The organism is Aeromonas sp. Prich7-2 (genome assembly GCF_017939255.1).
In the GTDB taxonomy this organism is placed as follows: Bacteria; Pseudomonadota; Gammaproteobacteria; order Enterobacterales; family Aeromonadaceae; genus Aeromonas; species Aeromonas caviae.
In genome coordinates this window covers 1-16265 of sequence record NZ_JAGKRI010000094.1, presented here as the reverse complement: position 1 = coordinate 16265, position 16265 = coordinate 1, and the positions used below count along the sequence as shown (strand labels likewise).

The window sequence follows — 16265 nt, the reverse complement described above, 5'->3', positions numbered from 1 at the left end:
CACTGAAGGGAGAATCGATGAGAAAGAGGAGAAGTGAGTTGACCCAATCTGAACACTCGAGTTAGAAACGGGGTGACGTGAGCGCGTTAAGGATCAGGGTGTTCACGTTGGCCGGAATGGCTGTTCAACTTCGCCGGAATACGCATCTCTTTGACTTCATCCGATGCAGCGAATCGAACGAATATTTTTTACATATAAAAATCAATTAAGTAACAGCATGAGTTTTAGTGATATTACCTGTTTGTCGCGTAAAAATGATGTACATATTCTAAACAGATATAAAAAAGGGCCCTTAATGGGCCCCTTTCTATCGAGTTGTACCGCTTATGCCAGTGGAAATGCAGGGTGAACGAACCCCTGATAACCATCGATATGCAAACTGGACAACAATTCAACCTGCCGTTTATCTTCCACCCGGGTGGCGATGGTCGTGACACCCGCGTTGTGGGCAGCCCGACAGACAGCCGCCAGGAAGGAGGTATCGGCGCCTGGTTCCATGACCTGGCTGGTATACCCGTGGTCCACCTTGACATAAGCGGGGGTCAGCTCTTCCAGATAGCCGAGGGACTGGAAGTGCCGGCCATAGTGATCGACCCCCCACAAGAAGCCGTGCTCTCGCAACAGCTCAACCAGATGAGTCACATACTCTTTGTGTTTCATGATGGCCGCTTCCGGGATCTCGAACAGCAGTCGCTCCTTCAGCTCCACGTTCAGCGACAAATAGCCTCTGAGCCATGTCAGGAACTCATCCGAACAGAGAGAACCCGCCGTGATATTGACTGCCAACACCAATTCCGGTTGCTGCTTGAACAAGGGGACGCAGGCTTCTAGCACCGCCTTGTCAAACTCGGCCCCCATCTTGAACTGCTCGATCGCAGGCAAGAACTGCCCTGCGAAGTAATCCGTTCCATCTCGCGAGATGGCCGCGAACAACTCGGCATGCAGGCGGGTACCATCATCGAAGCGGCACGCAGGCTGTGCCTTGAAGCGCCAGAGATGTCTGGCAATGGCATCCTGCACCAGGTCTCGCCAGGCAAGGCGTCCCATCAGTCCCTGCTCATTGCCGCCTTCCATCACGACGGCACCGCGCCGCTCATTGCGCGCTTTGCCAAGGGCGTTATCCGCCTTCGTCAGCAGCGCCGAGAGATCGTCATTGCCATCACGGCCAGCGATGCCGACGACGGACAGCGCTCCGCTTTCTCCCATGGGATTGACAACCAGATCGGCGATACGGCTGTTGATGAGCTCCGCCAGCTCCTTGAGCTGAGACAGATCATCGGTGGGGCAGAGCAAGGCATACTCCGTCGCCGAGATCCGGGCCAGCGCCGCGCCATCCCAGCCATCCAGCAGTTCCCTGAGCACCTGTGCAATGGATTTGACCATGTTGTCCCTTGCAGCAAAGCCCTCTTCCCGATAGAGATCGTCCAGCATGTCGACGGCCACCAGCATGACCCCGCCCTGCCCGGCCTCCGCAATCCAGGCATTGACCTGCCCGACGAAGTAAGAGCGGTTGCCAAGCCCGGAGACGGCATCCACATAGACGCGGGCTCGCAGATTCTCGGCCTCGTCGGCCTGCTCTTTGAACTGCACGGCAAGCTTGCTGGAAAGGGTATTGATGGCCTGTACCACTTGCCGCAGCTCGCGGGTCTTGGGCTCGGGAATGGCGTGGCCGAAATGGTGCAGCTCGATTTCAACCGCCTGATCGCAAATCAGCTTGAGCGGTTTGAGCAGATAATTGAGCGCCCGCATCAGCAAGAGAGTGGTGACGAGAAAACCGACCAGGAACCAGGTGGCCAGTTCGCTCATTCCTTTCCAAAGCTCGTAGTAGGCTTGTCCAGGGTGGCCGACGACCTTCAGCTTGCCCAGTTGCAGCCAACCCGACGTCAAAATCGATTCATTGGCCACTTCAGGGAACAGATCCAGCCCAATGAACCACTGTGGGACCCCTTCGATATGGCTGCTGTTCTCCAGCTCGATGACATCCTTGGAGGCCAGCAGATCGAGACGAACCAGCTTGTAGTAACCCCCGTCGAACACCGCCTTGATCACGGATTCGGCACTGACCTTGTCGCCGTTCTCCAGATAGGGGGTCAGCGCCAGACCCAGTGCGGTGGACGTATTGATGACGGTGGTCTCCTGCTGCTGCGCCAGGTAGTTGCGGGTCGAATTGAATTGCACCCAATAGGTGGCGGCAAACAGCAATCCGAACAGCAGCAGCATGGTTGCCAATAGTTGTCTGTAGAGCGTCATAGGTTAATCATCCAAATTGACCGCAGGCCGAGCCAATCGCCCCGATGTCATGCGATTGCGTAAGTCTGTCCATAATCCCAAGCGGGATGATTGCCCGGCCAGTTCCCCTTGACCACGCGCCTTCATCAGCCACAAGTGACTACCGTTAAAACTGTAAATTGGCAACAAATCCGCCCGTTGGGTCGCCGGGCGAATTGATCCGACAAGATTGTCCAGAATCAGGGGTACTGCCGCAGGCGTCTCATAGTAGGCAACGACCATATGAAACTGGTTATAATCCAATGCCTTGACATATACCATTCGCATTTTTTCATCAGGGATGCCAAGTTCCAGCAAGGTAAAATACTTGGAAATGCTGAAGTCTTCACAATCTCCCCCCGCTGCGCCCAGAAATTCCAGCGGTGTCGCCCAATAATCCTTCTTGTGCCACAACTTGATGTCATCGATGAAACGCATCTGGTTGAAGAACTGGTTCACCTTCTCCAGCTTCTGCCGATCCGTCAGCCCCGCCGCCTTGTTCTGCATTGCCAAAGTGCGCCAGCTGGTGACCCGTTTGCCGGCCCTGGGGCCATAGGTCTCCTCAGCGCGCTTGACCAGTTTCATATCCTCCGGTGAGAGAGGCTGGCTGGCGCTGAGCAGCAGGGGGATCGCCAGCAGGACCAGCCACAGCAGGCGAACCCGCAAGGGCGCACGTGCACCTGCGAGGGCTCGATCCCCATCACGTCGGCTCCAGCCTGTCGATGCCACCTCTTTCTGTGTCATGACGCCGCCATCATCCCCTGACCGCCGGACGCATAAAAGAATGACTGCAGCACGCTGCAGCCATTCCCCTTGCCTGATATGACATCAGTGGCAGGGCCATCAGTTGTTGTTGGCCTGCCATTCAGCCGGTTGCTGCACATTCAGGGCATTGAGCAGACCACCGGTGGCATTGAGGATACGATATTCCGCCAACAGGGAGTCGTACTCGGCCGTAATGTAACTGCGGCGAGCCTCGAACAGTTCGTTCTCCGTGTTCAGCACGTCCAGCAAGGTCCGTTGGCCCAGGCCGAATTGCTTCTTGTAGGCCTGTACGGTGTCATAGCTGGCGTCCACGTGCTCTTTGAGGAAGACTTTTTGCTTGGCCAGCGACTCTTTGGCGTTCCAGGCGAGGCGGGTCCCCTCTTCCACCTGACGGAAGGCATTCATGTGAATGTCTTTGGCCTGGGAATAGAGCGCTGAGGTTGCCTTGCTTTCTGCCAGATCGGACCCACCGCGGAACAGGTTGTAACGCATCCGGACCATGGCGGTGAGATCGTCGTTACGGCCTTTGACCGCATCGATGTCCTCGTTCCAGTTCTGATCCACTTCAAAGGCTACGTTCGGGTAGAACCCGGACTTGGAGCCTTCATGCTGGTACTTCGCCTCTTCGATGTCCTGCAGGGATTACAGCAGGGTCGGGTGAACCTCTGTTGCCGTCTTCAGCGCATCTTCCAGCGTTGCGGGCAGGAGTTGGGTGTTCGGTACGGGCTGAACGAGATCCTTGGGCACTTCATTGACGACACGGATGAACTCACTCTCGGCATCCCGATAGTTGTTCTCCGCCGCCGCCTGATTGGAGTAAGCCCGAGCCACACGACCGTCGATCTGGGTCTGGTCAGCGGTCGACCCCAGACCGGAGTCGGTCCGTTTCTGGATGTCACTGCGGATCTGTTCGTGGGTTTCAAGGTTCTGCTTGGACAGCTCCAGGATCTCCTGCTGACGCAGCATGTTGAGATAGACCTCGGCCACGCGCAGGGCCGTGTTCTCCGCCTCGGAGATCATCGCCAGGCGCTGGGCCTGGGCGGCGGCATCGGTCCGTGCCACGTTGCTGCTGACATCAAAGCCGTCAAACAGCATCTGGCGAAGGCTGATCCCGGCCTCCTTGCGCGTCATGGAGTCATCGATCGTCTGTGAATTGGGACCACTGGTCGAGGGACTGTCAGTCTTCTCGTAACCGACGCCACCACGCAGATCAATGGTGGGGTAATAGCCGCCCTTGGCTCCATCATGCTGATACAGTCGTGCCTGATAGAGATCAAAAGCTTCCTTGATTTTCGGATGGGTAGCCAGTGACTGCGCCACTGACTGTTCCAGCGTCTGTGCCTGGCTCAGGCCCGGGAACAGTATGGTGCCACTAACCAGCATGGCAACAATCGTCTTCTTCATGGTATCTCCAGTCATGTTGTTTTTAGATTGTTGGCTTATCGTTCTCTCAGTGCCGACTGCTTAGCCCTCAAGATGGGTTTCAGCAAGTAGTCTAGGACACTTTTTTTACCAGTAATAATATCTGCACTGGCTAACATACCGGGGATGATGGGAAGTGCGTTAAGCTCATCGCCCAGATAACTCTTCTCGGTTCGTACTCGCACCAGATAGAAGGAATTGCCCTCCTCATCCTGGATTGAGTCGGCACTTATCTGTTCAACCTTGCCATGTAAACCTCCATAAATAGTGAAATCATAGGCAGTTATCTTGACCACGGCCTCCAGTCCGGGTCTGAGGAACGCGATGTCCTTGGGCGACACCTTGGCTTCAACCAGCAGGGTGTCTTCCAGCGGCACTATCTCCATCAGGTCCATGCCCGGCTGAACGACCCCACCCAGCGTATTAATCTTGAGCTTCTTGATGGTCCCCTTGAGAGGCGCGATCACACTGGTACGATCGACCCTGTCCCGCAGACCGACCTGGCCCTCTGACAACTGGCTCAACTTGCCTTGACGTTCGTTCAGCTCGGTCTGGGAGTCCGCCCGGAATTTCAGGGCGATATCATTTCGCTTCGAGATGGTCTCCCGCAGTACCGAGTTGAGCTTGGGCACCAGCAGGCGGTTCGCCTCCAGCTCCCCTTGCATTTCGTTGACCTGCCGCTCCAGTTTAATTAGCTCCACTTGAGGAACTATACCCTCTTTTGCGAGAGGACGGCTGATGTTCAGCTCCTGACGAGCCAGATCAACGCTGCGGCCCACGGTCCGGATCTTGGCATTGAGCTCTATGGTCTCCTGCTCTTTCTGCTCGATCTGCTGTCCCAGGATGTAAAGCTGGTTCTTGAGGTTGTTTAACCGCGCCTCCTGCACCGATCTTTCACGGGCGGCATATTCGGCAAATACATTCTCGTACCCTTCGGGGAACTCGATGGCCTGTTTGTCGATGGCTACCTGTTCACGCCAGCCCAGATTGGGCTCGTTCTTGACCACTACGCTGCGAATTTCGGCGCGCAGGCGGGCAATATCCCCCTTGAGGGTGACCAGCTCCTGCTCCCGTTCGCGAAAATCCGACTTGAAGCGAGTATCGTCGATGCGCAGCAGTGGCTGTCCCTTCTCGACGATGTCCCCCTCCTTGACGAAGATCTCCTTGACGATCCCCCCTTCCAGGTTCTGGATCACCTGCAACTGGCGCGACGGTATCACCTTGCCCTGGCCGACTGTCACTTCATCCAGCTCTGCCCAGGCGGCCCAGACGATGGCGCTGACAAAAAACAGGAAGCAGGCCCAGAGCAGGACTCTGGCACGGGTGGGTGTCGTCAGCAGCACGGCGGCGGCACCGTCATCCACGTACTCGAGATGCTCGGGTGCAGGCAAGACCGTATCTGAGGGCGTTTTCTTGAACCAGTGGTTAGCCATTCGCCGTCTCCTGCACCCGCACTTTGCCTTCCTTCAATTGCTGCAACACCACCTCTTTGGGACCGTCCGCCACTATCTTCCCCTGCTCCACGACGATGACCCGGGAAGCGACATCCAGCATGGAGGTCTTGTGGGTGATGAGGATAAGGGTGGTTTCGGGGCCGAGCCGCGCCAGCTCCTGCTTCACGTGCATCTCTGACTGGTTGTCCATGTTGGAGGTCGGCTCGTCCATCACCAGAATGGGGGGATCGTTGAGCAGGGCGCGAGCCAGCAGGATGGACTGACGCTGGCCACCGGAGAGCTGACGTCCCCCTTCGCCAATCTGTCTGTCGAGACCGTTGGGATCCCGGTTGGTAAAGTTGGTGACCCCGGCCCGCTTGGCGGCGCGCAAGACACGGGCATCGTCCACCAGGGGATTACCCAGCATGATGTTGTCCCGCACGGAACCAAAGAAGAGGGTCACATCTTGCGGCACACAGCCGATGTTGCGGCGAATGATGGTCGGCGGCAGTTGGTCCAGCTCAAAGCCATCCAGACGCACCAGGCCGTCAGTCGGGCGATAGAGACCCATCAGCAATTTCTCCAGCGTGGTTTTACCTGCACCGATCCGCCCGATGATGGCCACCTTCTCACCCGGCTCGATGCGCAGGTTGATGTTGTGCAGGGTGCTGCTCTCCATGCCCGGATACTTGAAGGAGACATTTTCAAACTCGATGCGCCCCTGGATGAGCGGATGGTGGATGTACTGCCTGCCCTCCTCCTGCTCACCCGGCGTCATCATGATCTTCTCCAGGATCTCGAGCGCCGACTTGGCCTGGTTGTAGCGGGTGGAGAGTACCGAGAGCTGCACCATGGGGGCGATAGCCCGGCTCGACAGCATCACGGCCGCTATCATGCCCCCCATGGTCACCAACCCTTCCGAGATCTGGTAGACACCGACGATCACCAGTCCCACTGTCACCACCTGCTGGATGTAGCTCGCCAGAGAAGACATGGAGTTGGTGATGCGCCGGGTTTGCACGCCCCAGGTCGAGATGTGGGACACCGCCTGCTCCCAGCGGTGCTGGAACATGCTCTCGGCCCCGAAAATCTTCACTGTCTCAAGGCCCGAGATGCTTTCGATCAGATTGGCGTTCTTCTGGGAGGCGAGCCGGGAGCCCTCCTCGATGGATTGCTTCAGCGGTGCCTGAATGTAGAAGCTGTAGGCCACCAGGATCAGGATGGCGATGATGGGCACCACCACCATCACACCGGCGAAAATCCAGATGATGAAGAGGAAGAAGATGGCAAACGGCAGATCGATCAGGGTGGAGACGGTGGCCGACGTGAAAAACTCGCGCACCGATTCAAACTCCTGCAAGTGCTTGGCAAAGGCACCGGTCGACGCAGGCCTGGACTCCATCTTCATGCCCATCACCTTGGCAAAGATTTTGGCCGACAACAGCACGTCGGATTTCTTGCCTGCAATATCGATGAAGTAGCTGCGCAGCTGGCGCATCACGAAGTCGAAGGTGAACACCACCATGGCTCCAACCGCCAGCACCCAGAGGGAGTCGAATGCCAGGTTGGGCACAATCTTGTCATAGACGTTCATGGTGAACAGGGGGCTGGCGATGGCAAACAGGTTGATGAGGATCGAGGCCACCAGCACATCCCGATAGATACCGCGGGACTCGAACAAGGTGCTCCAGAACCAGTGACCATCACGGGTCTCCAGCACTTTGGGCGAGCGCTCATCAAATTTGAACTGCCGCTTGACGTAGAACAGACGACCATTGTACTCGTCACCCAGCTGGGCAAGACTGACCCATTGAGCCGCGTCTCCGGCCTGGGGAAAGATGACCCTCGCCTGGGTCCGTTCTTCATTCCATTCAAGCAAGATGCAGGCGCCGCCATTACGCGTCTGCAAGACGCAGGGCAGCAGCAGGGAGGAGATCTGTTCAAGGGGCTGGATCACTTCGCGGGCAGAGAGACCACCCCGCTCGGCGGCACGACTGAAGAGCGCCGTGCTGAGACGCCCGGAGACCAGTGGCAAGCCGGTGGTGAGAGCATCCTGACTGTTGGGCACCCCGTAAAAGCGGGTCAAAAAGACCAGGCACTCCAACAGTTCATCTATATGGCTGGTTTCTGCTTGCATAGCATCCCATCAAACATGATTCAGAAGGTTGTCTCGGGGCCGAATATCCAAAGCCCGGCGGCGATCCGGAAAAACAGAACAGACCTCGCCACCCAGACCCACAACCCGATTAGCGCACAGAGCCGGGACACTGCATGTCTCGCCTCCCTCACAGATTTTCATGCCGGAAACGGAGGGGACATACCAGGCACCTGGTGTTGCCAAGAAATATGCCACCCGGTTCGAAGAGACACCGCCCGGTATACAAACTGCAAAGAGTTATTGATAACTATATCTTTTTTCAAGCCGACCATCTTATCAAGGTGACTTGAACGAAACTATACTCCAAAGACTGAATTTCATCTAATAACCCACTGTTTTTTGACGAAATTAGAGTTGGCACTCGCCCGTGGAAGGGAGAGAAAAAGGGCGTCCCAGGCAGTGCCCCTGAGGGCCTGAGCGTGCCAGCGCCGCGGCAATGGCGGTCATGGCGCTCCAGCGATTCTCGCACCAGGCGGGGGCCAGCAGGGTCGGGCGGCGCGCCGACGCCGAGACCCTGTGATAGACCACCTCGGGAGGCGTGTACTGGATCATGGCGACCGCCGCCGCCACATACTGCTCCATCGTCAACACATCCAGCCGTCCCGCCTGCCACGCCTTGCCAAGGGTGCTCCCCTCCACCACATGCAGTGGGTGAAGCTTGATCCCCTCGACGCCGGTCTCCACGACACGGTGCAGGGTTTCCAGGCTGTCCATCGGCGCCTCGCCGGGCAGGCCGACGATGAGGTGTGCACACACCTTGATGCCCCGCAGATGGGCTCTGGTTACAGCGTCAACATAGGCGGCATAGCCGTGGCCCCGATTGATGCGTTGCAACGTCTTGTCGTTGGCGCTCTGCAGCCCGAGCTCCAGCCACACCTCGTAGCCGCGGGCCTGATAACCTGCCAGCAGATCCAGCACCGCATCGGGTACACAATCAGGGCGAGTTCCGACGCAGAGCCCCACCATGTCGCTCACCGACAAGGCTTCTTCATACATGCGCTGAAGGTACTCCACTTCGGCATAGGTGCTGGTATAGGCCTGAAAGTAGGCCAGATAGCGCCTGGCCCGGGTCACCTCGTCCCGGCGTGCCAGCAGTTGCTGCACCACGGAGAGTTGCTGGGCCGACTCGTCGGCAAAGGAGGAGACATTGCAGAAAGTGCAGCCACCCCGGCCCAGGGTGCCGTCCCGGTTGGGGCAGGTAAAGGCCCCATGGATGGAGAGCTTGTGGATCTTCTGGCCGTGGCGCAGCTTGAGATCCTGGCCAAATGTATTGATGAGTTCGTGTAACTGCATGACACCTCCGAAATGAGGTGTCATTCTAGCGACGCAGCCCGGCGGGCAGGCTGCGCTGGATCAATCCCGCTCTCTACCCAAAAATCATATAAATATTCACGTTAGATGCGATAAATACCCAACAGTCAGCATTCACGGTCACTTTTGACAACCTGTCACTCCTGCCACCTGGAGAAAAGTGTCATAACCTCTCGCCCATAACCGGCTGTAACTACTGAAAAAATCCTGTTTAGTCTGCTTATGGACAAATGCAAGACGCAGGATCCTGAAATGTGATCCCCGCCAAGCACACCAGAGATGACTTTGTAAAATTACTACAGTTTCCCGCCACCATGCAGTCAACCACTAAATCGTCCATAAACAGAATATAAATCCAACAAATAAATAAAAGTCAGTCATAAATACACAAAAATGCTGATTGAGTCTCAAAAACCCACATTTTGTTATGGTGATGTAACATTGCAAACAAGCGGGATGTCCAATTGACCTTGCCCGAAAATCCCATTAGTTTGGAGATTCGCCACCTCAGGCGGACGGAACCACAAGAGCCAATCGCAATTTATGCAGTCTGTTGATGACAGTGCGATGGAAGGCCGAGCAAGGGAGAAATGCAATGTCACTATATGATCCAAAGCTGGAGAGGGATAACTGTGGCTTCGGCCTGTTGGCCCACATGGAAGGGGAAGCCAGCCACAAGCTTGTCCGTCTCGCGATGTCAGCCTTGGCTCGCATGCAGCACCGCGGCGGTATCTCCGCTGATGGTAAGACCGGCGACGGCTGCGGCCTGTTGCTGCAAAAACCCGACAGCTTCTTTAGAGCGGTCGCCGAAGAGAAGGGATGGCACCTGGGCCGCAACTACGCGGTCGGTATGCTGTTTCTCAACCCGGACCCCGTATTGGCCCAGGCAACTCGCGACATCATCGACGAGGAGCTGGAAAGAGAGACCCTGAGTCTGGTCGGCTGGCGCAAGGTGCCCATCGATACCAATGTACTCGGTTCCATCGCCAAGGCGTCCCTGCCCAGTATTGAACAGGTCTTTGTCAACGCGCCCCCGGGCTGGGTCGACAAGGATCTCGAGCGCCGCCTCTATATCGTGCGCCGCCGCATCGAGAAACGCATCAGCGACGACTACTTCTATGTGGTCAGCCTTTCCAACCTGGTCACCGTCTACAAGGGACTGTGCATGCCGGTGGATTTGCCGCGCTTCTATCTGGATCTGGCCGACATCCGCATGCAGGCCGCCATTTGCGTGTTCCACCAGCGTTTCTCCACCAACACCAGCCCGCGCTGGCCGCTAGCGCAGCCGTTCCGCTACCTCGCCCACAACGGCGAGATCAACACCATTGCCGGCAACCGCCAGTGGGCCAAGGCGCGCAGCTACAAGTTCGCCACCCCGCTGATCCCGGATCTGCAAGAGGCCGCCCCCTTCGTCAACACCACGGGGTCGGACTCCTCCAGCCTCGACAACATGCTGGATCTCTTCCTGGCCGGCGGCATGGACCTGTTCCGTGCCATGCGCCTGCTGATCCCGCCTGCGTGGCAGAAGCACCCGAACATGGATGACGACCTGCGCGCCTTCTACGACTTCAACTCCATGCACATGGAGCCCTGGGACGGCCCGGCCGGCATCGTCATGACCGACGGTCGCTACGCCACCTGCGCACTCGACAGAAACGGTCTGCGTCCGGCACGTTACGTCATCACCAAGGACAAGTTCATCACGCTGGCCTCCGAAGTGGGCACCTGGGACTACACCCCGGACGAAGTGCTGGAGAAGGGCCGTGTCGGCCCGGGGGAGCTGTTCGTGGTCGATACCAGCAACGGCAAGATCTGGACCAGCTTCGAAATTGACGACGATCTCAAGAGCCGTCACACCTACAAGCAGTGGATGGACAAGCACTGCAAGCGCCTGGTGCCCTTCGAGCAGATGGACGATGCCAGCACGGGATCGCGGGAATTCCCGGATGACCGGCTCAAGACTTACCAGAAGCTGTTCGGCTACTCCTTTGAAGAGCTGGATCAGGTGATCCGCGTGCTCGGCGAGAACGGCCAGGAGGCGGTGGGCTCCATGGGGGATGACACCCCGATGGCGGTGCTCTCCTCCAGCCAGCGAACCCTGTACGACTACTTCCGCCAGATGTTCGCCCAGGTGACCAACCCGCCCATCGATCCCCTGCGGGAAAATCACGTCATGTCCCTGGCCACCTGTATCGGCCGCGAACAGAACGTGTTCAACGAGACCTTCGGCCACGCCCACCGGGTGCTGTTCCAGTCGCCGATCCTGCTCTACTCCGACTTCCATCAGTTGCTGGCCCTGGAGGGGGAACACTACCGCCATGCGGTGCTGAGCCTCAACTACCTGCCCGAAGAGGGGCTGCAAGCCGCCCTCGAGCGCCTCTGCCACGAGGCAGCTGAAGCGGCCCGCAGCGGCGCGGTGCTGCTGGTATTGTCAGACCGGGACATCAGCCCGGACACCCTGCCCATCCCGGCCGCCATGGCGGTGGGGGCGGTGCAGCGTACCCTGGTGGACAACAACCTGCGCTGCGACGCCAATATCCTGGTGGAGACCGCGAGCGTGCGCGACCCGCACCACTTCGCCGTGCTGCTGGGCTTTGGCGCCACCGCCATCTACCCCTATCTCGCCTACGAGACCCTCGCCAAGCAGGTAGAAGAAGGCGTGCTCAAGATGAGCCTGCGCCAGGCCATGCTCAACTACCGCAACGGCATCAACAAGGGCCTCTACAAGGTGATGTCCAAGATGGGCATCAGCACGGTGGCAAGCTACCGCTGCTCCCAGCTGTTTGAGGCGGTGGGCCTCTCCAAGGCTGTTGTCGAACTCTGCTTCCGCGGCGTATCGAGCCGCATCCAGGGTGCCGACTTTGCCGACATCCAGCAGGATCAGATCAATCTGTCCCGTCTGGCCTGGCTCGGCCGCAAGCCGCTGACCCAGGGCGGCCTCTTGAAATTCGTCCACGGTGGCGAGTACCACACCTACAACCCGGACGTGGTGCAGACCCTGCAAGTGGCGGTGCGCTCCGGCAACTACGCCGATTACAAGGAGTATGCCCGTCTGGTGAACGAGCGGCCGGTCGCCACCTTGCGGGATCTGCTGTCGCTCAAACAGGGCACCACCCCGGTTGCGCTGGATCAGGTGGAGCCAGCCGCCAGGCTGTTCCCCCGCTTCGACTCCGCGGCCATGTCCATCGGCGCCCTCGGCCCTGAAGCCCACGAGGCCCTGGCCATCGCCATGAACCGCCTCGGCGGTCAGAGCAACTCCGGCGAAGGCGGTGAAGATCCCAAGCGTTTTGGTACCGAGAAGAACTCTCGCATCAAGCAGGTGGCTTCCGGTCGCTTTGGCGTCACCCCTCACTACCTGATGAACGCGGACGTGGTGCAGATCAAGGTCGCCCAGGGTGCCAAGCCCGGTGAAGGGGGCCAGCTGCCCGGTGATAAGGTCACCGCGCAAATCGCCCAGCTGCGCTACTCCGTGCCCGGCGTGACCCTGATCTCCCCGCCGCCCCACCACGACATCTACTCCATCGAGGATCTGGCCCAGCTCATCTTCGACATCAAGCAGATCAACCCGAACTGCCTGGTGTCGGTGAAACTGGTGTCCGAACCTGGCGTCGGCACCATCGCCTGTGGCGTGGCCAAGGCCTATGCTGACTTCATTACCGTCTCCGGCTACGACGGCGGCACTGGCGCCAGCCCGCTCACCTCGGTCAAATACGCCGGCTCCCCCTGGGAGCTGGGCCTGGCCGAAACCCAGCAAGCCCTGGTGGCCAACGGCCTGCGCCACAAGGTGCGTCTGCAGGTGGATGGCGGCCTCAAGACGGGTCTGGACATCATCAAGGCGGCCATCCTCGGCGCCGAGAGCTTTGGCTTCGGTACCGGCCCCATGGTGGCGCTCGGTTGCAAATACCTGCGTATCTGCCACCTGAACAACTGCGCCACCGGCGTCGCCACCCAGGATGAGAAGCTGCGCCGCGAACACTTCACCGGCCTGCCGGAGATGGTGATGAACTACTTCAAGTTCATCGCCGAGGAGACGCGCGAGCTGATGGCCGAGCTTGGCGTCACCCAGCTCACCGACCTCATCGGTCGTACCGACCTGCTGGAAGCCCTGCCCGGCCTCACCGCCCGTCAGGCCAAGCTGGACTTGTCCGGCATCCTGGCGGCCCCGGTTGCACCGGCAGGCTCCAGTCTGTTCAGCCAGCAGCACAACCCCACCTTCGACAAGGGGCCCTTGAACCTCAAGATGGTGGAAGACCTGCTGGATGCGGTGGAAAACATGAGTGGCGGCGAGTTCCGCTACGACATCCGCAACACCGACCGCTCCGTGGGTGCGCGTCTGTCCGGCGAAATCGTCAAGCGCCACGGCAACCAGGGCATGGCGGCCGATCCGGTCAAGGTGCACTTCAACGGCACCGCCGGCCAGAGCTTCGGCGTCTGGAACGCCGGTGGCCTTGAGATGATCCTCACCGGGGATGCCAACGACTACGTGGGCAAGGGGATGACCGGCGGCAAGCTGGTGATCAAACCCCACGTCGGCGTGGCGTTCAAATCCCACGAGGCGGCCATCATCGGCAACACCTGCCTCTATGGCGCCACCGGCGGCAAGCTCTATGCCGCAGGGACCGCAGGCGAGCGGTTCGCGGTGCGCAACTCAGGGGCCTTGGCGGTGGTCGAGGGGATTGGCGACAACGGCTGTGAATACATGACAGGCGGCATCGTCACCGTGCTCGGCAAGACCGGTGTCAACTTCGCGGCGGGCATGACAGGCGGTTTTGCCTACGTGCTCGACGAGTGCGGCAACTTTGCCAAGCGCACCAACCCCGAGCTGGTCGAACTGCTGGAGGTGGCGGATCTGGCCATCCACCAGGAGCACCTGCGCGGTATCATCACGGCGCACCTCAACGAGACAGGCAGCTCGCGTGCCGAGGAGATCCTGGCCAACTTCGACTCCTATGTGCCCAAGTTCAGGCTGATCAAACCCAAGTCCAGCGACGTCAAATCGCTGCTTGGCCACACCAGCCGTTCCAGTGCAGAACTCAGAATCCAGGCGCAATAAGGAGGGAACCCTATGAGCCAGAACGTATTCCAGTTTATCGATGTCCAGCGGGTCGACCCGCCCAAGAAGCCGCTCAAGATCCGCAAGATCCAGTTCGTGGAGATCTACGAGCCCTTCAACCAGGCCCAGGTCGGCATGCAGGCAGATCGCTGCCTCGACTGCGGCAACCCCTATTGCGAGTGGAAGTGCCCGGTACACAACTACATCCCCAACTGGCTGAAGCTGGCCAACGAGGGACGCATTCTGGAGGCGGTGGAGCTCTCCCACCAGACCAACAGCCTGCCGGAGGTATGTGGCCGCGTTTGCCCGCAAGACAGACTGTGTGAGGGTGCCTGCACCCTCAACGACAGATTCGGCGCCGTGACCATCGGCAACATCGAAAAATACATCACCGACAAGGCGTTCGAGATGGGCTGGCGCCCGGATCTCTCCAAGGTGGTCAAGACAGGCAAGCGGGTCGCCGTCATTGGCGCGGGCCCAGCTGGCCTTGCCTGTGCCGACGTGCTGGCACGCAATGGCGTCACCCCTGTGGTGTTCGACAAGTACCCGGAGATCGGCGGCCTGCTCACCTTCGGTATCCCCTCCTTCAAGCTGGAGAAAGAGGTGATGCAGCGCCGCCGCGAGATCTTCGAGGGGATGGGGGTGGAGTTTCGCCTCGAGACCGAAGTGGGCCGTGACGTCACCTTCGCCGACCTGCTCGGCGAGTTCGATGCGGTCTTCCTCGGGGTCGGCACCTACAAGTACATGAAGGGCGGCTTTGCCAACGAAGAGGCGCCGGGGGTCTATGACGCCCTGCCCTACCTCATCTCCAACGCCAATCGCTTGCTGGGCTTTGAGAAGGCGCAAGCCGATTACATCGACTTCGCCGGCAAGCAGGTAGTGGTGCTGGGGGGCGGCGACACCGCCATGGACTGCGTGCGCACCGCCATCCGCCAGGGGGCCGATCGGGTGATCTGCGCCTACCGCCGGGATGCCGAGAACATGCCGGGCTCCAAGCGGGAGGTGAAAAACGCCCAGGAGGAAGGGGTGGAATTCATGTTCAACCTGCAACCTGTCGGGGTCGAACTGGACGCTCACGGCCGCACCTGCGGCATCAAGGTGGTGAGCACAGAGCTCGGCGCCCCCGATGCCAATGGCCGCCGCAATCCGGTAGTCATTGAAGGCTCCGAGCAGGTGCTGCCCGCCGATGCGGTGGTGATGGCGTTCGGCTTCCAGCCCAACCCCCAACCCTGGATGGCAGAGCACGGCGTCGAGCTCGACGGCCGGGATCGCATCAAGGCGCCCGAGAAGGCCGAGTACGCCTTCCAGACCAGCAACCCCAAGGTGTTCGCCGGTGGTGACGCGGTGCGCGGCTCGGATCTGGTGGTGACCGCCATCTATGAGGGTCGCAAGGCGGCCGAAGGGATCATGGACTACCTGGCCGTGTGATCTGCCGCCATAACCAAGCAGCCATGCAAACAGCCCCGCTCGTGCGGGGCTGTTTTTTTATCTCGCTCTCAATCCGCCAGAACCGGCTAGATGCTCCAGCTCTCCGGCAAAGTGGAAGTTGACAGACAGGGTGCTGGTAAACTGGTTGTCGCCAAACACACCACCACCATCACCCTGCTGTCGCCGTGCATCATATTGATATTGCCTCCTTCTGGCCAGGTTATACCGTCATCGCCCAAGCGCTTTCTGCCAACCATCACACCCTGTTTACCCTTGAGCCCCGCGCCGACTTCTTGCCCCGTTGTCGCCGATGCCTGCAACCCACGCCATTGATCCACGACCAACGTATCCGCCGGGTGCGTGAGCGAGACCTATTTGACCGACAAGTCTGGTTACAACTGCCTGTTCGCCGCGTCGACTGTCTGCG

At 59.2% G+C, this 16265-nt stretch carries 7 protein-coding genes and 2 pseudogenes; 3 read left to right on the top strand and 6 right to left on the bottom strand.

Features of this window, described 5'->3' with window-relative positions; all coding sequences use genetic code 11:
- Positions 1-324: 324 nt before the first annotated feature.
- The 6 genes and pseudogenes from J9892_RS15065 to J9892_RS15040 form a co-directional block, all read right to left on the bottom strand.
- Entirely contained in the window at positions 325-2250 is a 1926-nt protein-coding gene (locus J9892_RS15065; RefSeq protein WP_042864042.1) for a LapD/MoxY N-terminal periplasmic domain-containing protein, read from the bottom strand.
- Between the two features lie 3 nt (positions 2251-2253).
- On the bottom strand, positions 2254-3012 hold the full coding sequence (locus J9892_RS15060) for a transglutaminase-like cysteine peptidase (RefSeq protein WP_227262859.1): 759 nt from the start codon (positions 3010-3012) through the stop codon (positions 2254-2256).
- A 99-nt stretch (positions 3013-3111) separates the two neighbouring features.
- Positions 3112-4437: pseudogene (locus tag J9892_RS15055) on the bottom strand (TolC family outer membrane protein).
- A 35-nt stretch (positions 4438-4472) separates the two neighbouring features.
- The gene (locus J9892_RS15050) at positions 4473-5888 is read right to left on the bottom strand and encodes an HlyD family type I secretion periplasmic adaptor subunit (RefSeq protein ID WP_010675165.1); all 1416 of its coding nucleotides are present in this window, start codon (positions 5886-5888) and stop codon (positions 4473-4475) included.
- Positions 5881-8025 carry a type I secretion system permease/ATPase gene (locus J9892_RS15045; protein ID WP_043155791.1) on the bottom strand — a complete coding sequence of 715 codons (2145 nt, stop codon included), beginning with the start codon at positions 8023-8025 and terminating at the stop codon, positions 5881-5883. The genes J9892_RS15050 and J9892_RS15045 overlap by 8 nt, the downstream gene beginning before the upstream one ends.
- A gap of 369 nt (positions 8026-8394) precedes the next feature.
- Positions 8395-9339 (bottom strand): TIGR01212 family radical SAM protein, encoded by a 945-nt coding sequence (locus tag J9892_RS15040; protein WP_103858277.1) that lies wholly within the window; start codon positions 9337-9339, stop codon positions 8395-8397.
- 613 nt (positions 9340-9952) lie between these two features.
- On the opposite strand from J9892_RS15040, the gene gltB reads away from it, so the two are divergent.
- From gltB to J9892_RS15025, 3 genes and pseudogenes are all read left to right on the top strand, one after another.
- Positions 9953-14410 (top strand): glutamate synthase large subunit, encoded by a 4458-nt coding sequence (gltB, locus tag J9892_RS15035; RefSeq protein ID WP_103858276.1) that lies wholly within the window; start codon positions 9953-9955, stop codon positions 14408-14410.
- A gap of 12 nt (positions 14411-14422) precedes the next feature.
- Complete coding sequence (locus J9892_RS15030) at positions 14423-15838, top strand: FAD-dependent oxidoreductase (RefSeq protein WP_039040371.1); 1416 nt, start codon at positions 14423-14425, stop codon at positions 15836-15838.
- 185 nt (positions 15839-16023) lie between these two features.
- Positions 16024-16265: pseudogene (locus J9892_RS15025) on the top strand (transposase family protein); the annotation flags it as partial.